Raw genomic sequence first — 23,548 nt, forward strand, 5'->3', positions numbered from 1 at the left:
CTGCTTACACCCGTACGGTGCGACGAGTCTGCGCATGGACGTTCGTTGCATGGGCTCTGTCCACGCATCCGGGTGCCTTACCCGATACTCGCTTTGTCCTCCATCCTTGGCGACTCGGCCGTGGTGGTATCTACCTCGATATCACCAACCAACTTCGACTAAAACGTAGGAGTGCGGCCCGCCCAACCCGGGTGCAGCAAGCGCAGCGCCAGGACGGCGAAACCTGTGCGATGGACCGAGTGCAGCGACGGTGCGTCGCACCGTGCATGAGTGAGTAAGCCAACCGGTCCAGACCCCCACGACGCGCCCGAACTGAACCAGTGGCTGGCGTTCCAGGGCCGCTCCTTGATCGTGACCGATCGTGAACATCCGGGCGCACAGGCGTTGTTGAAGCCGCGTCCGCTGTCACCTTCGACGGCGGCCGCGATGCACGACGGCTGCCATGCCCGGTGGGCGGTGGAGCGTTCGCTGCCTCGTTCGGCAGACCCGTTCGGTGCCGCCGAGAAAGGAACCGCGGTGCACGCGGTGCTGGAGGAGGCGTTGGCGTTGCCGGCGGAGCAGCGCACCGCGCAGACACTGCACGACCTGCTGGCACGCATCGAAACCGTCCGCGACGATGTGGTCGCCCCGGACGACCCGATGAAGGTCACGTCGTGGCGTGGCGAGGTCGCCGCGAAGATGGAGAAGGTGTCCGACGCGATCGACCTGAGGGCGTTGGACGTCATCGGAACCGAAGTGCCGTTGGAGAACCTCACCATCGCCAAAGTGCCGCTGCGCGGGTACATCGACGTCTACGCGCGGGAACCTAACAAGATCGACACGCGGATCCTGGACTGGAAGACAGGTAACCCGCGCACGCCCTACAAGGGCGACCGGGACGCTTACGCGGACCAGCAACGCATCTACGGCATGGCTATCGCGGCACTGACCGGGAAGCTGCCCGTGGGCGCGACACTCATCTACACCGCCATCGGCGTAGCCAAAGAAGTCGACTACAGCCGCGAGGCGATGCGTGACACTGTGGAGGCGTTCAAGCGCAGTTACGACATCGCCCGGAACAACAGTGACACAGGCGTTTTCGCGATGAAGGCGTCCGGGTTGTGCGGCTGGTGCCCACTGGCACTGGTTTGCCCGACCGGCAACGCCAAACGCACGGTCTCAGCGAAAACGACGTCGGCTCTGATCGGGCCGAGCTTGGTGATCCCGACGGTTCTGCCGGGTGTGCGTCGCACCGTACCTGTGGCTGCCGAACAGGGCAGTCAGTCGATGAACGGAGCAACCGTGGTAACCGAAGCCAAGTCGTGGGAGGAAGTGCTGCCCGCCGGGCAGACGGTCCCCGGAACCGGCAGCACCCTGAACCCCAACAGCTACGCGGCCATCGCCGCGATGACCTCGACAACGATGGCGCTGGACGCGCTGCACGCCTACGACGTGCAGAACGGGACGGCGCTAGCGGGCAACGTTTCAGCGATCCGCTCGTTGGGCTTGACGTTCGCCAGCCTGTTCGCCACCGTCCAAACCAACCTGGGTCTGCGGGCGTCCATGCAGGACGGTTCCAACACCCGCCTGCGCGCCGCGATGCACTCAGTCCTGGCCATCCAGCCGCCGCCGCTGCACAGCGCGGACAAGTCCGACTGGGAGGCGTGGTCGGCGCTGGCCGTTCGTCGCCTCGAAGTTCTGTTCAAGGTGTCCGCCGAAATCTGGGAAGCGGGCATCGTCGCCGAACCGTACGCCGACCTCGCTGGAACCATCGCCGCGAACCGGGTTTCGGTCTGACATGAGCCGTCTCGGACCGTAACCCGTTGAAACACAAGGGGTTTAAGGTCCGGTCAGCTTTTCACGGACGCTTGCTCGGCGTGCCGGTCCAGGTGTTTCACCACGATGCCCTGGATCAGCACTCGTTGGCGACGAACCTGGGCGGTCGACACTTCCAGTTGGGCTGCAATCGTGTCGAGCGTGGGTGAGTCCAAGCCTTCCAGCGTCGGCGACAGCAACGCCCGGGCGACCTGTCCGAGCATCCGAGACAACCGATCGCATTCGGTGACGACCGCGTCGACGACCCCGGACAACGCAGCCAGATCCGCGACGTCCTGGTCGTCGGCCACCTGGGTCAGTTCCGGATCGGCATTCAGTGAAACCGGTGGCGGCACAGGTGAACTGAGCCGTTCCACGTCCTGCGGGGTGAGGATCAGGCCGGACTTCGCGGGGTCTTTACGCTTGGCGATCATCCGAGCGTTGTGCTCGGCAGCAAGCTGCTCCGGGGTCGGGTCGACGCCCAGCGTCATCTGCATCGCTCGACGCAACTTCTCCAGGTCACCACGCTTGCGTTCGTCGGCGCGGGTGCCGGCAGGCTGCATACCCCGGATCTCCCGCTGCAGGTTCTTAACTGCCCGGTCCACCAACACCGCTCCGGGCGAACGCACCTCGGTCAAGTACAGATCCGGCATCGTGAGCAGTCCGTGCGCTTCGGACATCACCGCCTGCAGCGGTTCGTCGCCGACGTTCATGTCCGGCGGGCACATACGCATCGCCAACCGCAGCATGTACGGGCGGTTGACGGCCAGGAACGCGTCGATCTGAGCGACGCGCTGTTCATGCGGGAGCGCGGCGAACACGGCCACCGGGTCGGCAGGATTGATCTGGGACCTCATTCGGCGGCCCTCCACACTTCGCGAAGGACCGCGTCAGTATGAAACGGGAACGCAGGGAACGCACGTTGACGGGAGCGCAGGTCACCCATCTCGCTGACCTCCAACACAGCCCCCAACCGGCGCACGGGAGTGCCCTTGTTGCGCATCACCCATCCAACCGTCACCTCACGGTCAAGCATCCCAGTGGGTACCGACAACCGCTGCCTGGCCAACGCCATGTCCCGGTTGAGCGTGCCTTGCGTACGTGTGGCACCGAGTAGGGCGTCGATACGCACCGCCAACAGCGGCCGACCACCCGGTTGGCACGCGGCAGCGATGAGTTCGGGCACGCTCGCTTCGCCGCGGGAGAGTGCCAGCAGCCACCGGGCCCGCAAGGCGCGTGCCTTGGTCGCCTTGGCAGTCATCTCCGCGGTGGAGTTGATCGGACGCTGCACGGGTGCACTCACCGGCCCACTCCGTCGATCAGGGCACGGTTCTTCATCACCGGTGACAGGTTGAGGTTGGTGGCTCTGCGCACCGTGCCCGCGGACCAGGCAGATGTGTCCGCGCCAGCGGCGATAGCGCTGCGGATCATCTGGCCACTGCGGGGATCGCCGAATCGACGGGCCAGTTCTCTGTTGACCAGGCTGTTGATTTCCATCGACAACCACCGCGCCGGCTCGACGGCCTCGAAGTCGACGTCCACGGCTTTGGCGACGAAACGCCCGACCTGCCCTAACGTGCCACCCGGATCGCCGAACGTCATGGTGGCCGCGATCTGTGTGATCGTTTCGTCGTCGAACCCGGCGCCGTCAGCGAACTGCGAACCTTGACCGATCGACACCAGCGCGCCCACCAGGGACTTGAGTCGGGTCACGATCGCTGTCCGGGTGATCTTCTCCGCCAGCAGAAGCATCTCCCAGTTGGCGACGCGGCCAGCCTCCACCAATCCCGGCAGGTGTTGGTGGCCCGTGTGGACGGCGGCCGATTGCACGTCGCCACCGAACCGTAACGCCTCGGGCGCAGACAGGGCGTGAATCCCACCGGCCTCGAAGGTGAACGCGCGGTGCTGGCCGAACGCGTCCGTGGACTTGGTTACCGGCAGGTCATCGACTCCTACCAGCACCGGTCCGTTCAAGCGATGCGGCATCGTCCGCCGACCCCCGGAGGAGTCAGGCCGGCGCCCTACGAGGGCAAAACCCCACCACCACGCCGGAAGGACCGCGTACTGACCTGCCGGCGTAGCACCGTCAGCCAGCAGTTGCGCGGCTTCCAGCCCGATCACCTGGGCCGAGATCAAGTCGGCCAGTTCCTGGGTCCTGCTCACCTCGGGAACCTCCCCAGAAGGCCTGTGGACGACGCCGGAAGCGCCAGCAGAGCCACCGGAACGGCGACCATGGGCGCACAGACGCCCAGGACCAGCAGCGCGCCCCACAGCGCCCGCTGAGGGCTCACCGGCGGGCGCAGCGCCCACGCGCCGATAACGGCCGCCAGGGCGGCTGCCAACCAGGCCACCAAGCCCCAGCCGTGCGGGACGAGAGACCCGACTGCTCCCGCGACGGCGAACGCCGCGACGCCGCCTACGAAACGCATCTGGGTGGGCGTGGTCATCGCCGGGGCCAGCCCACGAGCCGCTTACGGGGGCCCGACTGCACTGGCGCCGCCGCCGGATCGAACTCGTCCAGCCCACCGGCGACCAGTTCGGTGGCACGGGCGTGTTTGACCGCCGCGATCGGCTCGAACTCCGGACGTCCGGTGACGCGCAGCAACACCGAGGCCAACACTGGGGCAAGCGCGGTCGACTTGGTCGGCAGGATCCCGACGCGCAGCTTGGAACGGATCTGCTCCTCGTCGTCGGTGACGCAACCCAGGGACACGGCGAGCTTGGCCAAGGTACGGGTCATTGCTTCGATCTGGCGGGTCAGGTCGTCACCGGGTCGTCGCGGAACGTGGTTGACGGCGAACATGAGCCGCTCCAGGCGGACCCCGGTTCGGGAAGCCAGCGCCCGAAGCACGTCCACTGCCCCCACCAGGCCCGGCTGGGTCGGGGTCGTTAGCAGCACCAGCCACGCTCCGGAGCGCAGCAGCGGTTCGATCACGTCCTGGGTGACCGAACCGTCGACGTACGGCGTCAACCGGCCGCCGTCGACGATCACCAGGTCAGCCACCGTCGCCGCTGTCTCGATGGAAGCCAGCGCGGTGGAGTGCTCAACGGTGGCCCGCTCGGCTAGGCCGCTCGGAGTCAGGATCGTGTGGAAGCTGATGTCCGGGGTCTTGACCGAATCGGTGTTCATCGTGCCGGGGGAGACCAGCGCGGTGCGCACGTCGCCGGTGCGCTGCGCGGTCAACAGCGTCGGCAACACTCCCGAGCCGCGCAGCAGTTGGCGGACGCCGGAACCGACCAAGTCGGCATCAGCGAGCACTGTGCGGGACACCTTGCCGGCATTGCTGGCCAGCTCGGCCGCGGTTGCGGCGAAGCTGGTGACTCCGGTGCCACCGTCGGCGCTGGCGAAGATCAACACCGGGGCCAATCGGCCCTTGATCCTGACCCGAGGGTCGGTGTTCACGAACAGGTCGTCGAGGTTGTCGGCGGGGCTGGTGTCGGTCGTCATGGCTCGGTGGTCTCCGTGTTGAGTCGGCCCTCGGGTGGTCGCGGACGCCTGGTGTGTCCACAGACTTATTCCAAGATCGACCGCCTGCCAGGGTGCCCGAAGGCTGTGACCTGCGGTTTCGTGAGTACTCCTGGGTTGTCTGCGTGTCCGAGTCGGCGGTTGCCGGCCACGGTGGTCGGGGTTCGAGGCTTGCTGGTGCGTGCGAGGCAGGCTGCGTTAAGGCTTCCGGGGCACGTCGTCGGCGCCGGTTCGTCACCAGGGTTGGTTGGCGGCGGTTTCGGATCCGCGTCGCATCCGCCGGGATCTTCTGCCCGCTCGCTGGTCGAGTCGGCAGAACAGGCGCCCGCGACCCTTGGGCGGCGACCAACAGTTCCGGATCGTGGAAAGTTGGAGGGGGATACCCCTCGCGCGTACGCGCGCGTAGGGGTCTGACCCTACCTCTGGAGTTGCGAAAACAGAGGCGGGTGGGTGTTCTGGCTGCATCCGCCACCACTTGACCACGCGTGTGGTCAGACGGTTCAGGGACGTTTGCGCAGGTCAGGGGGTGTTCGAGGGTCGAAAAACGGGGATCTGGCCACATGACCACGCCCGCAACAACCCGTATAGGGGATTTGGATACATATATCTCCCCCGGAAGTAATGTATGCGAATCCTCATAAGGGGGTATATACGGTGTGGTCAAGTGGTCAGATCAGTAAAAAGTAGTAGTAAGTAGTAGTAGTAGAAGGCTCTGACCTGCGGTTTTGTGTTTCGAGGTTCCGGCGAAAACTGACCACACGGTGTGGCCAGTTGCAGCCAGTTGCAGCCAGAAACGGTCAAGTTTCCCGGAATGACGCGGTTTTCCAGGTCCAGATTGCGGTTTTGGCGATCTCATGGGTAGGGTCAGACCCCTACGCGCGCGTGCGCGCGAGGGGTATCCCCCTTCGATTCGGTCCAGGTCAGGGACTCGTGATCGGCCGACAGCGACGTTTTCCCCCGAAACATGCGTAAGGTCATACCCCTCGCGCGCGCGTACGCGAGGGGGTCGTCCCTTTTATTTGCGTTTTCAACGACCTGTAAGCTCGGGCATCGCCACCACCAACAGTGCAGGGTCATACCCCTCGCGCGCGCGTACGCGCGTGGGGGTGTGCCCCTACGGGGTTTGCTGCAAGAATCAGTCCCGCGGGCTTCCCCCAGTCGGCGAAGGTGGCAGGCTTAGCCACGTCCCGAACCAACTGGCCCAAGGAACGAGCGAAACTACGATGGTGGCAGGCGAGCCCGGTTTCGACGCACCGGTCGATGTCGCCGTGCGCTGGATCCTGACGATGAGCGATCCGCTCATCCCACCTGGTTACCGAGAGCGCATGGACGCGCAGATGTCTGCGCAGATCAGCGTCCAACCCCAGTGGGGGTCCTTCTTCCTCGGAGGAGCGATCAGCGACCTGATCCACACGTTGCCGAGCGAAGACCCGTGGCGCAGCATCAGTGCACGCTTCGGCGACCACGCCATCGGCGACAAGGCACCAGGTTTCGATGGCGCCGTCACCGACGACGGTGCCCCGTTCGGCACCTACCTGAACGCCCTGGACGTCTCCGGCCAAGTCATGGCCTACCCCGAGATCGACCCCGGTCTCATCGCCTTCGCCCAAGACCTCATGCCAGCCTCGTGCTACGCACTCGCCTGCGGCTCCCTGAGCCACAAGGAGGCGGCCGAAGCGCTACGGGCCGCATTGGTGCCGTTCGGGTCCTACGACGTCGGCGACGATGGTCAACAGGATGCTGTCGGGGCTGCAGTCATCCACCCCGAGGTGCCGCCGGAGGGTTCTGGGGCGCTTCTGGTCGAGGCCGGGCTGCCCGCCCTGAGGTGGGCCGCCGCCCGACGACGTTCCTACCTGGACAGCTTCGACGACGGCTACCTGTTCGAGGTACTCGCTCGCTGGTCCCATCTCGCCGGACGACTCGCCGCCGGCGAAGATCCGGGCGAAGACCAATGGCGGCTCATTGCCGCGCGCAACGAGCAGAACGCCATCGAACCGCTGCCCGCCGACGACTTCTGAATCTCCAGGCATCAGCCAAGGACCGGGAACGAAGTCCGGCGTCACCCACGCTGCCGTCGCAGCAGCGCGACCTTTCCGGAAGAACGAAGCCTGGTGACGGCCGGCCGCGCCAGCGACCGCGGCCGTCGCACCGTAGGTCGGTGAGCGATTCGGTTTCTGGTGCGTTGTTCCCGGCGGCAGCGTTCGGCCCTGGCATCACAGGGTTGGACGCGATGAAGTTGTCAGCGTCGGCGGTTGCCCCGTTGGTGGCTTATGCCTCCGGCATGTTCTCGGTGGACGAGACCAACCTGGCGACTGCTGCGCAGGTGCTGGGGGCCGGTACCGACCGTCGCTCGAAAGGCTTCAAGTCGCTGCGCTCGGACCTTCCCGCGTTGGCGATGCCGTGGTACCCGCTGGACCGCGTGGCGGCGGCGGCGACGCAGATGACCCAGGGCGCGCAGGTGGAGCCGCAGGCCGGGTTCGGCCAGTGGCGTCCAGCGAACCCGACCGCGGGCAAGTACATGATGGTCGCCGGCGCGAACAGCGTGCTGGGCGTCCACCCGTCGACGCCGTCGACTTTTTTCGCGGCGCCGGACGCGGTCCTGATCGCAGAGGGCCAGATCAAGGCGTTGTCGGCATTGACCGCGTGGCTGGTTGAGCAGGGCGTGTCCATCTCGGACCTGTCCGAGACCGGTGAAGGTTCCCGGGTGCGCTTGCGATCCATCATGGAGTCGTTGGACGCACGGCTGCTGGTGGTGTGCATCATCGGAGTGCACAACTGGTCAGGGATGCCCGAGTGGCATGCGCTGCGATTGAAGAACCTGCCGGTGACAATTGCATTCGACGGTGACACCGCCACCAACCGCCAGGTGTGGGACGCGGCCTCGAAACTCGCCGCGTTCCTGGAGTCTCGACACGCCGTGGTGTCTTTTGCTGACCCGAGCCTGGACGGTGTGTCCAAGGCCGGGGTGGACGACTTTTTCGGCGCGGGCAAGTCGTTCGCCGACCTGATGGACACCACCAAGGACGACCTGCCCGACAAGCCCGAGGCGGAGGTCGAGTTCTACCCGGGCGACGTGCGGATGAACGACGACGGCGCGACCTTCGAGGAGTACCACGTCAGCGACGACGGTTACACCAGCCGCGGCTCGTGGGTGCCGAAGGCTGGCATGGCCGGGCGTCTACTGAGTGAATCGAACCCGAAGTCGAGTGACTGGTCCCCGGGCTCGGAACTGGTCGAGGGGAAGCTGGACCCATCACTGATCGACGAGAACGAACCGGTGCGGGTGCAGATCGAAACGTCCTGGAAGTCGCACGACGGCTCCATCGTCAAAGGCGTCGTCAACGGTAATGACGACCTGCTGAGCGAGAACCCGAACCGCTGGCACCTGCGCAAAGCCGTCATCCCGACGACGGTGTCCAAATGCCCGGACTGGGGCAACCTGCCAGGCGCCTGGCTGAAAGCGATGAAGCTGCACCGGGCGGGGGAGACGATCACCAACTACCTGTGGATGCAGATGGGGTGGGTGCCGACTGTCAGTGGGCTGCCGGTGTTCGTCGCCGGCGAAACAGTGCTGGGCATCGAGGGTCGGCTGATCGGTTCGGGCACGGTGCCCGGGTGCACCAACCGGGTCATCCCCGGAACTTCCAAGTTCGGTCTGGCGCCGATCGAAGCCGACACCGACGAGCAATACCGGGCATACCTGCGGGCCAGCATCGAGACCGTGTTCGAGACCTACACCGGCGGCGCATGGGGCAACCAGTCGGTCGCCGCTACCGTCATCGCTGCCGCCTTGCGGCCGGTCGTGCCGATCAGGCCCAAGACGACCATCCTGTTCTACGGACCGCCGCGCGGCGGCAAGTCGTGGTCGGCCAAAGCGATCATGGCGTTCTGGCAGTCCGACCCTGGCGCATTCCAGGACACGCTGCCTGGCGGTGCGTCCGACACCAAGTACAGCCTGGAAGACGTGGTGGCTCGCGTGCCCATCTGGGTTGCCGACGACCTGGCACCCAGCAGTGACGCCCGCAAGAACGAACGCGAGGAGTCCTCGATCGAGGCGATCATCCGTTCGGTGTTCAACGGCACCTCCACCCGGCGGCGCACCGCTGACGGTGGGCGTCGCCGCGTCGACGTGCCGTTGGCAGTGCTCGTGGTGACCGCCGAGAACCCGCTGACGTCCAGTTCGGTGATGGAACGCTGCGTGGCTTTCGACACCGGTGCACGCGGCTTCCTGGGCAACGAAGATGCAACCGACGCGTTGGTCGAGCTCAACACAACCACGCTGACCGCCAACGAGATCACGGCCGCGGCGGTGCAGATGGTGCAGCGGGCCGCTGCCGAGCAGGGCTGGAAGAAGGCCAACCGGGAATGGGCCGAACTGTTCGACATGCACCGTGAAGCGGCGACGTCGTTCCTGCGCCGCAATGGCGGCACCGAGGGAACACTCACCCGTCACGCCGACATCGCAGCGGACCTGATGCTGGGCGGCGACGTGCTGGAAATGCTGGCCGAATGGGCTGGCTGCGATGAAGCGTTCCTGGACCGACTGGGCAAGCTGCAGCACTGGATCCTGGAAGCTGTCGGAGCCAACTACGGTCAGGCAGCGACGGTCACACCGGGTGAAAACCTACTGGCGGCGCTGCGCGGCGTGCTTGAATCGGGCACCGGTCACGTCCTGGGGCAGGACGGCAAGCCTCCGATGGCAGACATGCCGTCTGGCCACCCGTTGCGCGGCAAGGCCAGCATCATCAACGAGCGACTGGGCTGGCGTGCGTCATCGGACGAGAGGCGCCCATGGGAGCCGCGTGGCGCCTCCATCGGCCGACTGGTGTGGCACGGGCAGACCCCCGTGGTCCTGATGAACCACACGGCCGCGTTCGACGTGGCCCAACGGGCCTACCGCGGGCTGCTGCCGCCAGGAACCAAGGCGAGCTCGGTCTGGGCGTCCGCGTGGGGGACCGGCCTGTGCCCGGACTTCTGGAAACGGCGGCTGGGTCGCGGCGGTGAACTGCGCCCGATGGTGCGGGTGCGCGACTTCGAGGGTGTGCCGTTCAAGGTGGCGACTCTGCTGGACCTGGACGAGAACGGTTAGGTCCGTACCGCTCGGCGCGAAGGCCGCACGTGTTTGAGCGAGCGTTACGAGAAATCCCGGATCGCTGCTCGACGCGCGCTGGAACGATCGCGGCTGCGGCGCTGCCGGGAATCGGCGTGGAGTCCCGCAGCACCGGATCGACGCAGGTCGCGCAATGCGGCTGCCATCTGAGGGTTGGCGTGCGCGTGAGGGTTGCGCGGCTTGCGTGCCATGACGGTTCCTTTCCTGGAGCTCATGTGGCTGATGACGAGGTGACGGTGCGACGGCTCCGGACTCGGTGCTGGCAGGGGCAACGACCGTGCGCGCAATCGGATTCCAGTGACGGTCAGGCTGCCGAAGACCGGCGCATGCCCTCCGGTTCGGAAGCTGCACGCCCGGCGGCTAGTGCTGTCCGGTCTCCAACTCAATGCCATGCGCGGCCTGGTGTTCCCAGGCGACCTGAACAATCCTGGCGAACGGGATCGAGGAGGAGCCAGCCGCTAGCTCTGCGGTGATGATCTCGATGATTGCTCGGAGCGCGTCCTCGTAACGAACGAGGACCTCGTGCGTTTCAGCGTCGGGGAAGGCGAGAGCTTCTCGCCACTCCCCGTCAGTCTTGTCGAACTTGCGCCACATCACGGAGTTGTCGAGAGCGCCATGGTTCGGGTTCGACTTGCCTAGAGCGAGCCGCTCCCCGATCACGCCGGCCCGCGTCGTACGGACCCAGCCCTTCGGCGTTAGACGGGAGACGCCACGCACCTGCGCCACGGCGCCTCCTTCAGGGGTCAGATAGATGTCGTCGAAGGTGCCGCCGAACAGGATGCACGCGACGGCATGTCCCGCTTCGTGGGCGGCCACGACTGACTCGGGAACATCGTGCAACGGCGGGCTATCGATCTGCTCCGGCATGGCGCCCATCGTGCCCCTGTCAATACAGCCCTCGTACCTCCGGACAGTGATTGCCACAGTGTCAAAGCGGAGGCGCGGGATGTGGGCGCTAGCGAACTCGGCGGTCCGGGGGTGCACGCGCCAACCCCGCGCCGCCGAAATTGGTAGGACGAAATACGCAACATCCGCGAATCGGCCGCGCACCGACATAGCATGCGGAAAAGTCTCTTAGACCCCTTGATCGTTGAACTCCTCGCGGACCTCATTCTCTGGGCGGTTCAGGCTGCCTCCGCGTGGTGCTGGAAGCGCGCCCGGAGAAGACGTCGTGCAGCGCTGCGACGCAGGACTCGACAGGCTCGCCGGGTCCGTAAGTCCAGGACATTCAAGCGCAACCAACACCGTCGCCGTAAGCCACGGCGGTGACCACCGAACTAGCTGCAGTCACCGGCTGGGTTCGATGACCCGGCCGCGCGGCGTACCAGCGCGCCACCGACGCGGGACTCGTCGACGGCGCGGGTCTGCTGGCGCGCACACCCACCGGAGGCACGCACGTGTACTTCCCGGCGACACCGGGCAAGGAGCAGCGATCGTGGCAGGCCGCTGACGTGGGCGTCGATTTCCGGGGCGACGGCGGCTACATCATCGCCCCTCCGTCCCGGCGAATCATCGACGGGAACGTGAGGCTCTACGAGGTCGCCGACATCGCCGCACACTCGGTCGGCACGGTCGATGCGGGCCGTCTGCGGGACTTCCTCGACCCGCGCCCCGTCGCCCCACCACGCGCCGAGGGCACCTCAGTGGCCGTGGATGGGAAGCGGCTGGCGGCGTGGGTCGCCGGGCGAAGTGAGGGCGAGCGGAACCGCAGCCTGTTCTGGGCCGCCTGCCGCCTCGCCGAGAACGGCGTCTCGGCCACGGACGCGCTCGATGCTCTGGGGGCTGCGGCGCAGTCGGCGGGTCTGGGCGATCGCGAGATCACCACGACCGTTCGCTCGGCCTACCGAGCCACCCAGCCCGCGCCCGAGGCAACGTCAGACGGCCGAGCCCAGAGCGCGGGTCGATGGTTCGGTCGCACGGCGAGCCCGCCGTCCGCAGCGCTGGGGAGGGCGGGGCTGTGATGCGCGAGTCGGACGGGCGGCGCTGGGCCGCGATGACGGCGGTCGCGGGGACGGTGTTCATCGCCGCCGGGGCGTTCTGGCTGTCGTTCACGTCGCTGGCCGATCTGGCCGCTCGCTCCGGGATCGGGTCGGGGCAGGCGTGGGCGTGGCCGCTGATCGTGGACGGCATCATCGTCGTCGCCACGGTCGCCGTCGTCGCCCTCGCTGGGCAGCGATCGGCCTGGTACCCGTGGGCGCTGCTGGTCGGCGGCGCGCTCGTGTCGGTGACAGCGAATGCCATTCACGCCGTCGTCGCCGCGGATGCCGACGTACCCAGGATGCTCGCAGCCTCGGTCGCCGCGGTGCCACCCGTCGTGCTGCTGGCCATCACGCACCTGACCGTGATCCTCACCCGCACCGCCGACCCAGACACGGCAGTTGCCGCCGCCGACTCGTTCTCGACGAACACGGCGGAGACCATGCCCGCGCTGCCGTCTGGCGAGCCGGAACTCACCCGTCGAGACGACGGTGTGGCGGATCGGCGTGCCCTGGGCTGGGAGCTGCGCGAGGCGGGTTGGTCGAACAAGCGGATTGCCCGCGAACTCGGGGTGCATCCCTCGACCGTGGGCCGCTGGTTCGCCGTCGCGCACCTCAGTGAGACCACCGACGCCGCCGACGAGCGGGAGGAGACGACCCCATGAACACCACTGAGAACCCCCAGCACCACGACCCGACCAGGCCCGATCCCGCACGGCTGGTGCCCGAGGAGCCGAGGGAGCGCCCCGAGCCCGTCGAGGCGACGAGCACTCCGGAGGCGGTGCGGGCCGCGCAGGTCGCCCGCGACGACAAGCGGCACGCTCTCGTTCGCGGTTGCGGCGTGGAGTGGGTGCGCCCCACCGATCTGATCGCCCGGCACTCGGCGCACGCGGCCGGGCGTGGCCTCGACTTCCAGGCCGAACTCGCTCGCCGCACCCGCACCCCCATCGGTGCCGGTGTTCGTCGTCTCGGGGATCGAGCCCGGCGGTTGCCGCCGATCTCGGCGTTCGGGCGCAGCACCGCGCCCTCGTCGCAGGTGTCCCGCTCCGGGGTCTCGATGAGTTGACGGCGGTGACAGGTCATGGTCGCGACGGCATCGGCATGCAGGACGCGCTCGTGGGAGCGAGTGCGCACCTGCCTGCCAGGAGGTGCCGACACCATGACCACATCAACCCGCACCAGCACCGAGCAGCCGACGGCCTTCGGGGCTGAGGACTTCACCACCGGCGAGGGCCTGCGCGCCCTGCTCAACCGTCTCGCCGAGGGCGGCGAGGATGCCTGGGTTCACGATCCGGTGGCCCGCGGCCTGATGGAGTTCGCCGCCGACAAGTACCGCGCTCTGGCGAGGAAGCACAAGCTCGACACCTGGGAAGCGGTGACGGCAGCGTTCGACGCGATGCAGTACCGCTCGACCCGCCAGGCCAACGATCCGTGGGCGATCATCACCCACGCCGTGCGCATCACCTGCGTCTACGAGGAACGTGCCCAAGGGCTGCTCTGCTCGGTGCACCAGGCCCGCCGCGCGCACGTCTCGGCGTTCCACGACCCCGAACGGTTCTCCGAACGCGACACCGCACTGGCCGACTACCATCCCGCGTTCCACACCACCGACAATCGTCCCAGCGACCTCGAACCGGAGCCGCGCGACAGTCTCGGGTCGGCGCAAGCATGCATGTCGGCCGGGTCGGCGGCCGAGGACGCCATCGCGATGCTGTGCCTGCTCGACTGGCCCGCCGACACGGCGCGGGCCGCCGTCGAGCATGTCTGTGGGGCGTTGATGAAGGCCGGCACCCGCCAGTCCGCCTACGAGGCGCTGCGACGCGATCGGCACGCGCGGGCACTGCTCGACCTGCCGCGCCGCTCCTGGGCCGCGCTGCTGAAGGCGCTGCTCGGGAACCCGCACCCGGCCTACGTGGCCACCAGCAGTGGCCGCGGCGTCCTGCTCCGGCTGCTGTTGGGCGAGACTCTCGACCTGCTGCTCCGCGACGACGATCTGATCCTCGCGCTCGCTCTGGCGGCTCCGAGTGGTGGAGGCGGTGAGTCGTCGTGACCGAGCCACTGATCGGCAGCATCCAGCTCGACCGCACCGTCGATTCGATCCTCGTCGGCACCCGGCACCGCGCCGACCTCGGCGACATTGACGCTCTCGCGGCATCCATCGACCGCGACGGCCTGTTGCAACCGCTCACGATCACCATCGACGGCGTGCTCGTGTGCGGAGCACGACGCCTGGCCGCGATCAGGAAGCTGGGCTGGCGCACCGTGAACGTGTGGGTTCGCAGTGGCCTGTCCGACCGGCTCGGGCAGCTCCTCGCCGAGCAGGACGACAACATGCTCCACAAGCCCTATACCCAGCTCGAGGCCGCCGGCCTGTACCGCGAACTCAAGCAGGTCATGGTCGCGGATGCCGCCCGCCGGAAGTCCGCTACCCAGTTCAGTGCTGAGAACCAGCCTGGAAACGACGGTCCCGCAAAATTTGCGGGACCGTCGAGCGCGCTCGGGGATGCGCGGGAGCAAGCGGCGGCGATGATTCCCGGCGGCGCGTCGCACACGACACTGGAGAAGATCGGCTACCTCGAAGACATCGCCAACAACCCCGCTCAGCCCGAGGCGTTGCGCGCCGAGGCTGCCGCCGGGCTGGAGCGGATCGAGGCCGGGGACCCGGTGCATCCGATCTACCAGGCGATGCGCGACGCCGACACCACCGAGCGGGAGCGGCGCGAGGCAGAGCTGCACGCCCGCGCCGAGGCAGCAGTGGCTCGCGCGAAGTCGATCAAGAAGGGCAAGCGCACCCCACCGCGTCCGTTGCCGCTTGTCACCGGAGATGGGCAACCTGTCCGTTACCCGCTGCGCGCGTTCGTGCAGACCTGGGGCGAGCTGACGAACTGGTGGACCCACTATGACGCCGACACCCTCGCAGGTGGACTGACCGGCGAGCAGTTCGAGAACTTCCTCGCGACCGCCGACGGCCGCGATGATCGACGCTGACCCCAAGACCCGCGACAGCATCTGGCAAGGCGTCTCCCTCGCACTCGCCGCGCTCGCCGACCCACGCGTGCTCGATGCCGTCACGCCAGGCCCGCACGAGCACTTCGACCCCGAGACCTTCCTCACCGAGCAAGGCACCCTCTATCTGCTCGCCACCGGGGCGGGTGCGGGAGCCTCCGCATCGCTGGTCGCGGCGTTCGTCGAAGACCTCATCGAAACCGCCCGACGGCTCGCCGCCCGCTCGCCCGGAGCACTGCTCGACCCGCCACTGCTCCTCGCGCTCGACGAGATCGGAAACCTCGCGCCGCTGCCGTCACTGCCGACGCTCATGGCCGAAGGCGGCGGCACCGGGATCACGACCATGCCGGTCTTGCAGTCCCTCGCCCAAGCGCGCGACAAGTGGAGTGAGCACCAGGCCGGCGCGATCTGGGACGCCAGCATCGTCAAGATCATCCTCGGCGGCGCATCCAACAGCCGCGACCTCCAAGACCTCTCCACACTCATCGGCGAGCGTGATGAGTTCACCGACAGCGTGACCCTCGGCGACCACGGCACCCGCTCCAACCAACGTTCCATCCGCCGTGTCCCGATCCTGCCGCCAGACCGCATCCGAACACTGCCATTCGGCACCGGCATCACGATGCTGCGCTCAGCGCCTCCCATCGTCACCGATCTGCGCGCCTGGCCGACACGGCCCGACGCCGTGCAGCTCCGCAGTGATCGCGACGAACTCGAAGCATTGCTGCGTCGTCGTCCTGCCTCCTGGGCGCGGGAGCGCACCTGCCTGACACAGCGGCCACGCACGGCTGGTCGCCCGAGTTCAGGAGGACGCCATCATGGCCATTCGCACCCACCAGTCCATTTCCGGTTTCGTTGCCTCGGACCCGCAGCTCAGCTACACCGAGCGCGGTGATGCTCGGCTCTACATGAAGGTCGGGATCGAGCACTACCGCAAGGAGCCCGACAACACCTTCACGCAGTTGGAGACGACCTTCCACGATCTCATCGCGTATCGCGGTGCTGCTGAGCAGGGAGCCGAGCGGCTCGCCAAGGGCGACAACATCATCGCCGACGGACGGGTGCGCGACTACTCCTACGAGCGAGGTGGCCAGCGGTACGAAGGCGAGGAGTTCATCGCAACGCGCATCGGTCACGACCTGGCCCGAACCCGCTACGAGGTGGACCGCAGCGAACGCACTTCCGGCCGCGACGCGACCGCGTTCGCCGCCCCTCAGCAGCCCGCGCCGTCCACCGCGACCGCCATCGGAATGTGAGCGACTCCGCCATGACCGATCAGTTCTTCCCAGAGCACGACGACACGCCGCCCGAGGCAGGCCCGGCATCAGCTCGATTCGACTCGCCCGAGCCGCCGCACCCGGTCAACTGGAACCTGCTGACCGCCAACGATCTCGAAGCCGAGTTTCTCGAACTGAACCGCTGGGTGGACTGGCTCCGCCACACCTACGGACTCCCCGCAAGCGTCGTACCGCCGTACTGGCACCGCCACCCCGAACTCCTCTGGGAACTGTCCGCGCTGCACCTGCACTGGCTGTGCGCGTACGACCCGGAGCAGAACGGGTCCGCGCCTCTGGGCTGGCACCGCGACTTCGCCGACGCCCGCGCTCGCCTTCGCGATTGGGTAGCGGCGTGCGGCACTCGGCTCGACCGGGACCGCCCGACTCGCCAGACGAGCTGGCCAGGTGAAGACCCCTCTCAACCCATCGAAGACTCACCGATCACGGATCGCGATGAGGACTTCGTGCGGTTCGTGATCGACATGGTGGACGCACGCCAGGAGGCAGAAGATGCCTTCTTCGCGGGCGTCGACCCGGAGACCGGCGAGGTGTGAGTCGTGGCGCGTCGCTATGAACGGAAGACCGGGCAGCGCCAGCAGAGCGAGCGCGAGCTGACGATCCGCGCCGAGTTCCACGAGCCGACGATCATCGAGGAGTTCGTCGACGCGGGCGAGTCCGCTCGCAAGGCCGACCGGCCCGAGCTGATGCGGATGATCCAGTACGTCGCGAAGCACAAGACGAACTACTGCATCGTCCACAAGGTCGACCGGCTGGCCCGCAACCGAGCCGACGATGTGACCATCCACCTTGCGCTCAAGGATGCCGGCGTCACGCTGGTGTCGGCCACGGAGAACATCGACGAGACTCCATCGGGGATGCTGCTGCACGGCATCATGTCTTCGATCGCGGAGTTCTACTCCCGCAATCTCGCTACCGAGGTGGTAAAGGGTCTGTCGCAGAAAGCGGCGCAGGGCGGAACCGTGACGAAGGCACCTATCGGCTACCGCAACGTCGGCGTGCGCGACGAGTTCGGGCGGGAGGTACGAACGTCGAGATCGACGAGGAACGAGCCCCGTTGGTGCGGTGGACGTTCCAGGTGTTCGCATCCGGTGACTGGACGACGAGCCAGCTCCACCACGAACTCGTGGCGCGCGGCCTCACCACGGCGGCGTCGCCGCGGCGACCATCCCGACCCATCGGCAAGTCGTCGGTGCATCGGATGCTGACGAACCCGTATTACAAGGGCAGCGTCCGCTACCAGGGCGTCACCTACGCGGGAGTGCACGAGGCGATCGTCCCCAACGAGGTGTGGGATCAGGTGCAGACCGTGCTCGGCACGCACCGCTCGGCAGCAGACGCAACGCAAGTCCATGAGCACTACTTGAAGGGCACCGTGTTCTGCGGGCAGTGCGGGTCGCGGTTGCTGGTGTGCAACGCGAAGAGCAGTCAGGGCACGATCTACCCGTACTTCGTGTGTGCGAGCCGGCATGGCGGCCGGGGCGGCTGCGCCCGGCAGGCGATGTTGATCGAGCAGGTCGAACGACTCATCGAGCGCTTCTACACCAAGGTGCAGATCGACCCGGAAACGATCGAGGCGGTCTCGGCGATGATTCATGCCCGGTTCGACGAGATGATGGCGGAAGGAGCCGCCGAGCTCGCCGACCTCGCGCCCCGGAGAGCCCAGCTCGAAGACGAGCAGCAGAAGCTGCTCCAAGCCCACTACGCCGGAGCGATCCCGCTCGACCTCCTCAAGCGCGAGCAGGACCGGATCACCGCGTCGTTGGAGACGATCGAGCACCGGATCACCGCGCACGACGGCCACTACGCCGCTGCGCGAGAGAACCTCGACGACTCCCTGAAACTGCTGTCGAACGCCGCCGACATCTACGAGCACGCCGACGACGCGAACCGGCGTCTCATCAATCAGGCGCTGTTCAAGGCGATCTACATCGACGAGGACAACGACGTGCGCGTCGGCTGCCGCAACCCGTACGACGGGCTGAGCCTGTCCGGCCTCCATGCCGACGCACTGAGCTGGGCCGCCGAGGCAAAGAAGATGGGCCAGGCGGGAACCGCGACCAAGGGCGGACCCTTGGTCGCAAGTTCACACCTGACCCGTTTGGGGTGCCTGAGTAGTACGTTCGGCAACTCCGCCCCCAAGACAAAGACCCTGGTCAACCGCCTAGACCGTGGGGTCTACGAGGTCTCTCGACGCCCCCAGGATACCGCTCCGAAGGACGATCGTGGCCCCGTTGTGAGGACTGTCGAGACGGCTCAAACTTTCCTCACCGCCGCTGAGGTGGACGCGCTCGTCGGCGACTACCTGGCAGGGATGAGCGTCAAGGCACTCGCCGCGAGGTATGGCATCCATCGCGCCACGGTGTTCGCGCACCTGCGTCGCCGCAACGTGCCTAGCCGCCGCCCGGGGCTGGGGATCGACGAGAAGGCGGAGGCGGTGCGACTCGCCCGAGCGGGCGTCTCGATGCGCGCGATCGGTCGCCGGATAGGCGTGGATCGTAAGGCCGTACGTGCGGCGCTGGTCGAGGCTGGACTCATCGTGGACGAGGCGAGCGATGACTCGTAGCTGCGGTTCCGATTTGCTGATCCGTCGGTAGCTCTCGGCGCACCTCGTCGGTAACGAGCGCCGAGAGGAACCGATGATGGCCAGCTTGAGTGATGTCGCGAGCGATGAGCGCACTGCGAGGATGGTGCTGTCGATGCTCGTCGAGCCCAATGACCCGGTGACAGGACGCATCTTGGCCCGGCTCGGCGCAGTTGAAACGCTTTGGCTCGCTGAACACGACGGTGCAGTAGTCGGGCTGAGCCCTGTGGACGCGCAGGTCTGGCGCGACCACCTCAGCGTGCCAGACGCGAAGGAACTCGCCGCGCGTATCGACCAGGTGCAGCAATCGGGAGTTCGAGCACTCGTCCCAGGCGATAGCGACTGGCCTACCGCCGTCGACGATCTTGGTGAAGTTGCGCCCTACCTGCTGTGGACTCGCGGCGCGTCATTCTTCCTCTCCCGTCCGATGAGCGATTTCGTCACGATCGCCGGCGCTCGGGCATGCACGTCCTACGGCGACTACGTAGCTCGGGAACTCGCCAGTTCCGTTGCCGCAGACGAACGAGTTGTCGTTGCGGGAGGCGCCTACGGGATCGAAGGCGCGTCACATCTGGCAGCCCTCGCGGCGGGTGGCGACACGATCGCCATCCTCGCCAACGGAGTCGATCGTCCGTACCCCGTCGGCCATCGCGACCTGCTTGATCGCGTCGCTGATGTCGGTCTTCTTGCAAGCGAGGTTCCGCCCGGCGCCGTTCCGTCTCGGCACCGGTTCATCGCCCGCGCCCGGCTGATGGCTGCGCTGTCCTCTGCGACGGTCATCGTCGAGGCAGGCGGTCGGTCAGGTTCACTTGTGGTTGCCCAGCGAGCCGCCGAACTCGGCCGACGTGTCGGAGCCGTCCCTGGCCCGGTCACGAGTGCCGCGAGCGTTGGGCCGCATCGTTTGCTGCGCGATGGCATAGCGTCCCTGGTGGCGGATACTTCGGACCTCGCGAGTCTGGTTGGACCAGGCCAGGTGTCACGAGAGCGACTCGACATGGAGCAGGTCCGCCCACCTTCGCCTGCTCCGACGCGCACGCTGTAGCGCGCCGGGTCGGCACAGGCCGCCTGGCACTTGAACTCAGCGAGGGCTTCGAGTGAGTTCGCGCAGTGTCATATCGGAGCGTTCCTGCCGCTGCGCGCGGTACGCACGGGCGCGAGCTTTCGTGAGGAGAACGACGCTCACAGGGCCGATGGCCAGCATCTTGAGAGCGTTCCAGATGCAGAGCAGGACTACGAGGTGGAGCCACCCCGGGCCGCCACTCTCGATGAGCGTGGTGCACCAGAAGGCGACGGCCAGGTAGGGGCCGGCAAGAAGCATCGCTGGCACGCCCCACTTCAGTCCCTTCCGGGTGCGGATCAGGTCGAGCAGGACATTGCTCGGCATGTAGCGGCGCAGGAAGTAGCGAACCTCGGCGCTGGCTGTCCACAGTAGGCGGATCATGATGGGCTCCTCTCAACACGCGAGTCATTGTCGAGACGGTGCGTGGAGAGTGACCCGAAGGTCTGCCGCGAGCGGCCCAAAGGTAAGGAGAAATCCGCCTCGCCTTCCAGGGTACGCCGAGGTGTCGACATTTGGAAGGCTCCGAAGGGCCCGGGCGCGACCCGCATGTGGGAAGCCTTCAGCCCCTGCGGCGTGCTGAGAGGTGGCGGCTTCGTTGAGCGCCGGGAGCGCGCGGAGGGCGCTGTCACGACTCCGACCCTGCGGTAGTGGAGCCCCGGTAGGCCCTCGCCTCAGACGGTCAGAAGGGTGTCGGCTAGCGACTCGGACACTACGTCGATAGCGCCGGTCACGACAGCGAGGCGCTTCAGATTCGTCCAAAGCTGATGGCGAGTTTCCTGGTTCGAAGCCCGCCACAGGGTAGCAAGGCGTTTCTCCAATGCGGTCGTCTCACCGGGTGTCCGCGCACGTACCTGCCGTGCCGGGAAGTCGGTCTCGGGCAGCACTCGGTCACGAGGCATAGCAGTTAGCAGAGCGTCACTCATCGCGCTGTTCACCGAGAAGTAGGTCCCAAGTCTCATTGCCTCAGTCAACTCGCTAGACGTACCAAGAAACCAGTGGAGAATGACGCCGGGATGGGCGCGTTGCTTCACCAGGTCGAGGACTTCGCGTGTGCGCCCGGTGGAGTGGATGGAGATCATGACTGGCTTGCCGTCGCAGGCGTCGAGGACGTCACTGAGTATTTGCTCTTGCTCGTCGCGAGCGCCGCGACGGTCCAGACCGACCTCTCCCACAAGCGCAAACCGAGGAAGGAGCTGACGAAACACTTCTGGGTTGTACTCCGCACGCGCAGTCGCGACCGCTGGGTGGACGCCGATACCCCAGGTAAGACCGCGGTCGTCGCGGTTCATGACAAGTCGTGCCTCGGAGAGACTGCGGGTAACCGCGAAGACGTGAGAGTGACCGAGAGTGGCGAGTTGGCTGTGAGTCACGTCTGGTGCGACGTGGGCATGGCAGTCCAGAGTCGGGAGTCGGTCTTGGCGATTGCTCATGGGAGCTCCAACATCGCGAGCTCATCCAGTCCCCGCTGAACAAGGCCCTCAACGCGATCGAGATCGTAGTCGGGTGGCCAGGTTCCGGAGTCGATTGCGTCCGCGTCCGCTCCAGCCTCGATTGCATATCGGACGGCCTCGATATCGCCCCGTCGGGCGTCAATGAGTTCGGCGAGGTGGGTTCCGGATATCGCGTGACAGAGGTACTGAGTCTTGTCCGGAACCTCGGCCTTGATGAACGTTGCGCGGCGCACCATGCAAGGCACGCAGAGACCGCAGTTGAGATTGGGCGATCCTCCGAACCAGTTGCCGCCGAGCTTGCTACACGAGAGCGTGGCGGCTGCAGTCTCCTGCCAGCCGGACGGTGGGCGGAGGCCACGGATGCTCTGCATCATTTCGCCCTTCGTCATCCATTCGAACGGGTTCGTGACGGTGACGTCGATGTTCAGTGCGGTCAGAATCTCTGCGACGCGCCTGAACGTCTCGGGATGGGTGGAGCGGGTTGACAAGGCGCCGCCTCGATTGGGTCTCAGTGGCAGATTGATTCCTGTGTAGCCGTTCTCGGGGATAATCAAGCTCCGTGAACCAAGGCTGCTCGCGACAGCGACGCCCAGGCTCAGAAACATGAAGGCCCTGCTGCGACTGCTCGGCTCACGGCGCCTGATTGCTTGTGCGAGTTGGACTCGCGTGTAGGACGGTGCAGGAGCGAAAGACTGGCCCAGCCAGGTTCCGACAGTGGACTGCGCACCGCGGATCGACGTGGCGCTGTCCTTGTGCCCAACGAAGATCGTCTCGGCGCCCGACATCAGCAGTTGGATCGCACCGAGGAACGAGTCCAGCCCGCCGCTCAAGAGCGCAACCGAGCCGTTCTCGCCGACCTTCAGGGTCTCCTCGAAGTCGACCTCGGCTCCTCCGGCCACGGTTAGGTTCCAGGTGTCGCCGGTAAGCCAGCCTAGAAGCTCCGAGGTCGTGTCGAGGAGCTCCTCGGTCCACAGTTCTGGGGCCACGACCGTAACGTGGAGCGCGATGTCTCGGCTGAAGCGGGCTCCGCGCCTGGTGCTGCGATCGGCCATGTATGCGCCGGCGGCGATGTGGACAAGGTCCGCCACTGCGGGGGCAACGTCTTGCAGAGGTGCGAGGTTCCAAGCGAGGTCTGACACGACGGACTTCGTGTGGCCGGGCGCGGTTGGCCACTTGAGGGTGTCGTATCCCTGGAGCCGTGACTTCTTGTCGCCTTGAGCCCTAACGACATAGGCCCCGCATGCTGTCACGATCGCTCGCCTTTCAGGAGTCGCAGCACGTCGGCGCTCATCTGGCGTGCGACTTGGTGGAAGTCTCGCGTCGTGACGGTGCCGTAGCTGCCGAGGTCGAGCTTGTTGACCTTGGCTTTGACCCACTGTCGAAGTCCTGTTTCGTGCTGGTGCGCCTGCTTTGCCGTAACGGAGTTAGCGAGTATCTGGTCTCGTAGTTCTATCAAACCGAGTCGGACGGTCAGTTCACCTATGAAGTTGCGGATCGCCTCAAGCCCTGAGAGATTGCTGGACTCGGGGCCGCTTGCGAGCAGGACTTTGATCTGTTCCAGAGACGCCTGGCGCATCGCTTGCTCATCTGGGTGCCCGGCCTGCCCGATCGCGACATCGAGAATCCGCGCGCACCGCATTCGCGGTGACAGCGCGTCCAACTCCTCCAACGTCAGTCCGTAGCCAGCGAGCGTTGCGGAGTCGCGATCTCGGTACGCCGTTGCGGCACCGATAGCGCTGCCGCCCCGAGCTGCCTGTGCCGTGACCCGGCGCCCACCACCCGATGAGCCGCCACCTCCTGAAGCAC

General features: G+C 66.6%; 22 protein-coding genes and 2 pseudogenes. 14 read left to right on the plus strand and 10 right to left on the minus strand.

The genetic code is table 11. The features are described from left to right. Nucleotides 1-270: 270 nt before the first annotated feature. Nucleotides 271-1,776, plus strand: a complete 1,506-nt coding sequence (locus AZH51_RS13265; protein ID WP_291525060.1) for a PD-(D/E)XK nuclease family protein — start codon at nucleotides 271-273, stop codon at nucleotides 1,774-1,776. A 53-nt stretch (nucleotides 1,777-1,829) separates the two neighbouring features. Here the strand turns inward: AZH51_RS13265 and AZH51_RS13270 are convergent, their stop codons facing one another. Genes AZH51_RS13270 through AZH51_RS13290 form a run of 5 tightly spaced genes read right to left on the minus strand, consistent with a single transcriptional unit; the run spans nucleotide 1,830 to nucleotide 5,242 of the window. Further along, nucleotides 1,830-2,651, minus strand: coding sequence for a hypothetical protein (locus tag AZH51_RS13270; protein WP_291525061.1), 822 nt, complete (start codon nucleotides 2,649-2,651; stop codon nucleotides 1,830-1,832). Beyond that, nucleotides 2,648-3,097 (minus strand): hypothetical protein, encoded by a 450-nt coding sequence (locus AZH51_RS13275; protein WP_291525063.1) that lies wholly within the window; start codon nucleotides 3,095-3,097, stop codon nucleotides 2,648-2,650. The genes AZH51_RS13270 and AZH51_RS13275 overlap by 4 nt, the downstream gene beginning before the upstream one ends. After that, a complete protein-coding gene (locus tag AZH51_RS13280) occupies nucleotides 3,094-3,957 on the minus strand; it encodes a hypothetical protein (RefSeq protein WP_291525065.1) in 864 nt (287 codons plus the stop codon). Before AZH51_RS13280 ends, AZH51_RS13275 begins: the two co-directional genes overlap by 4 nt. Further along, entirely contained in the window at nucleotides 3,954-4,241 is a 288-nt protein-coding gene (locus AZH51_RS13285; protein ID WP_291525067.1) for a hypothetical protein, read from the minus strand. The genes AZH51_RS13280 and AZH51_RS13285 overlap by 4 nt, the downstream gene beginning before the upstream one ends. Beyond that, on the minus strand, nucleotides 4,238-5,242 hold the full coding sequence (locus AZH51_RS13290; protein ID WP_291525069.1) for a hypothetical protein: 1,005 nt from the start codon (nucleotides 5,240-5,242) through the stop codon (nucleotides 4,238-4,240). Before AZH51_RS13290 ends, AZH51_RS13285 begins: the two co-directional genes overlap by 4 nt. Before the next feature lie 1,244 nt (nucleotides 5,243-6,486). On the opposite strand from AZH51_RS13290, the gene AZH51_RS13295 reads away from it, so the two are divergent. Together AZH51_RS13295 and AZH51_RS13300 are read left to right on the plus strand one after the other, a co-directional pair. Continuing rightward, on the plus strand, nucleotides 6,487-7,278 hold the full coding sequence (locus AZH51_RS13295; protein ID WP_291525071.1) for a hypothetical protein: 792 nt from the start codon (nucleotides 6,487-6,489) through the stop codon (nucleotides 7,276-7,278). Between the two features lie 140 nt (nucleotides 7,279-7,418). Next, a complete protein-coding gene (locus AZH51_RS13300; RefSeq protein WP_291525073.1) occupies nucleotides 7,419-10,349 on the plus strand; it encodes a hypothetical protein in 2,931 nt (976 codons plus the stop codon). A gap of 381 nt (nucleotides 10,350-10,730) precedes the next feature. Here AZH51_RS13300 and AZH51_RS13305 read toward each other — a convergent pair whose 3' ends face one another. Further along, complete coding sequence (locus tag AZH51_RS13305; RefSeq protein ID WP_291525075.1) at nucleotides 10,731-11,237, minus strand: M50 family metallopeptidase; 507 nt, start codon at nucleotides 11,235-11,237, stop codon at nucleotides 10,731-10,733. Nucleotides 11,238-11,737: 500 nt separating this feature from the next. Between AZH51_RS13305 and AZH51_RS13310 the strand changes: the two genes are divergently transcribed. The 11 genes and pseudogenes from AZH51_RS13310 (at nucleotide 11,738) to AZH51_RS13360 (ending at nucleotide 20,273) form a co-directional block, all read left to right on the plus strand. Further along, the gene (locus AZH51_RS13310; RefSeq protein WP_291525096.1) at nucleotides 11,738-12,331 is read left to right on the plus strand and encodes a bifunctional DNA primase/polymerase; all 594 of its coding nucleotides are present in this window, start codon (nucleotides 11,738-11,740) and stop codon (nucleotides 12,329-12,331) included. Further along, on the plus strand, nucleotides 12,331-13,011 hold the full coding sequence (locus AZH51_RS13315) for a DUF2637 domain-containing protein (RefSeq protein ID WP_291525098.1): 681 nt from the start codon (nucleotides 12,331-12,333) through the stop codon (nucleotides 13,009-13,011). Before AZH51_RS13310 ends, AZH51_RS13315 begins: the two co-directional genes overlap by 1 nt. After that, the gene (locus AZH51_RS13320; protein WP_291525076.1) at nucleotides 13,008-13,412 is read left to right on the plus strand and encodes a hypothetical protein; all 405 of its coding nucleotides are present in this window, start codon (nucleotides 13,008-13,010) and stop codon (nucleotides 13,410-13,412) included. The genes AZH51_RS13315 and AZH51_RS13320 overlap by 4 nt, the downstream gene beginning before the upstream one ends. A 93-nt stretch (nucleotides 13,413-13,505) precedes the next feature. Next, nucleotides 13,506-14,396: a hypothetical protein gene (locus AZH51_RS13325; protein ID WP_291525079.1), complete on the plus strand. Its 891-nt coding sequence runs from the start codon at nucleotides 13,506-13,508 to the stop codon at nucleotides 14,394-14,396. Next, complete coding sequence (locus AZH51_RS13330) at nucleotides 14,393-15,334, plus strand: ParB N-terminal domain-containing protein (protein ID WP_291525080.1); 942 nt, start codon at nucleotides 14,393-14,395, stop codon at nucleotides 15,332-15,334. Before AZH51_RS13325 ends, AZH51_RS13330 begins: the two co-directional genes overlap by 4 nt. Continuing rightward, nucleotides 15,318-16,097 (plus strand): annotated as a pseudogene (locus AZH51_RS13335) (type IV secretory system conjugative DNA transfer family protein); the annotation flags it as partial. The gene AZH51_RS13330 and the pseudogene AZH51_RS13335, both read left to right, overlap by 17 nt. 73 nt (nucleotides 16,098-16,170) lie before the next feature. Continuing rightward, nucleotides 16,171-16,608 carry a single-stranded DNA-binding protein gene (locus tag AZH51_RS13340; protein ID WP_291525083.1) on the plus strand — a complete coding sequence of 146 codons (438 nt, stop codon included), beginning with the start codon at nucleotides 16,171-16,173 and terminating at the stop codon, nucleotides 16,606-16,608. Further along, a complete protein-coding gene (locus AZH51_RS13345) occupies nucleotides 16,605-17,183 on the plus strand; it encodes a hypothetical protein (protein WP_291525085.1) in 579 nt (192 codons plus the stop codon). Before AZH51_RS13340 ends, AZH51_RS13345 begins: the two co-directional genes overlap by 4 nt. A 3-nt stretch (nucleotides 17,184-17,186) precedes the next feature. After that, nucleotides 17,187-17,546, plus strand: a pseudogene (locus AZH51_RS13350) (recombinase family protein); the annotation flags it as partial. Between the two features lie 179 nt (nucleotides 17,547-17,725). Further along, nucleotides 17,726-19,213 carry a recombinase family protein gene (locus tag AZH51_RS13355; RefSeq protein ID WP_291525099.1) on the plus strand — a complete coding sequence of 496 codons (1,488 nt, stop codon included), beginning with the start codon at nucleotides 17,726-17,728 and terminating at the stop codon, nucleotides 19,211-19,213. A gap of 133 nt (nucleotides 19,214-19,346) precedes the next feature. Further along, the gene (locus AZH51_RS13360) at nucleotides 19,347-20,273 is read left to right on the plus strand and encodes a DNA-processing protein DprA (RefSeq protein ID WP_291525087.1); all 927 of its coding nucleotides are present in this window, start codon (nucleotides 19,347-19,349) and stop codon (nucleotides 20,271-20,273) included. 36 nt (nucleotides 20,274-20,309) lie between these two features. On the opposite strand, the gene AZH51_RS13365 is transcribed toward AZH51_RS13360, so the two are convergent. The 4 genes from AZH51_RS13365 to AZH51_RS13380 all read right to left on the minus strand — a co-directional run bounded on the left by AZH51_RS13365 (nucleotide 20,310) and on the right by AZH51_RS13380 (nucleotide 23,411). Then, nucleotides 20,310-20,672 (minus strand): hypothetical protein, encoded by a 363-nt coding sequence (locus tag AZH51_RS13365; RefSeq protein WP_064862412.1) that lies wholly within the window; start codon nucleotides 20,670-20,672, stop codon nucleotides 20,310-20,312. Nucleotides 20,673-20,962: 290 nt separating this feature from the next. Continuing rightward, nucleotides 20,963-21,721 carry a TatD family hydrolase gene (locus tag AZH51_RS13370; RefSeq protein WP_064862411.1) on the minus strand — a complete coding sequence of 253 codons (759 nt, stop codon included), beginning with the start codon at nucleotides 21,719-21,721 and terminating at the stop codon, nucleotides 20,963-20,965. Continuing rightward, nucleotides 21,718-22,881: a queuosine biosynthesis protein queC gene (locus AZH51_RS13375; protein ID WP_197502330.1), complete on the minus strand. Its 1,164-nt coding sequence runs from the start codon at nucleotides 22,879-22,881 to the stop codon at nucleotides 21,718-21,720. Before AZH51_RS13375 ends, AZH51_RS13370 begins: the two co-directional genes overlap by 4 nt. Nucleotides 22,882-22,988: 107 nt before the next feature. After that, on the minus strand, nucleotides 22,989-23,411 hold the full coding sequence (locus AZH51_RS13380; protein WP_291525094.1) for a hypothetical protein: 423 nt from the start codon (nucleotides 23,409-23,411) through the stop codon (nucleotides 22,989-22,991). Nucleotides 23,412-23,548: the final 137 nt, after the last annotated feature.

Origin of the sequence: Branchiibius sp. NY16-3462-2, from assembly GCF_001594145.1 — a bacterium.
Taxonomy (GTDB): domain Bacteria; phylum Actinomycetota; class Actinomycetes; order Actinomycetales; family Dermatophilaceae; genus Branchiibius.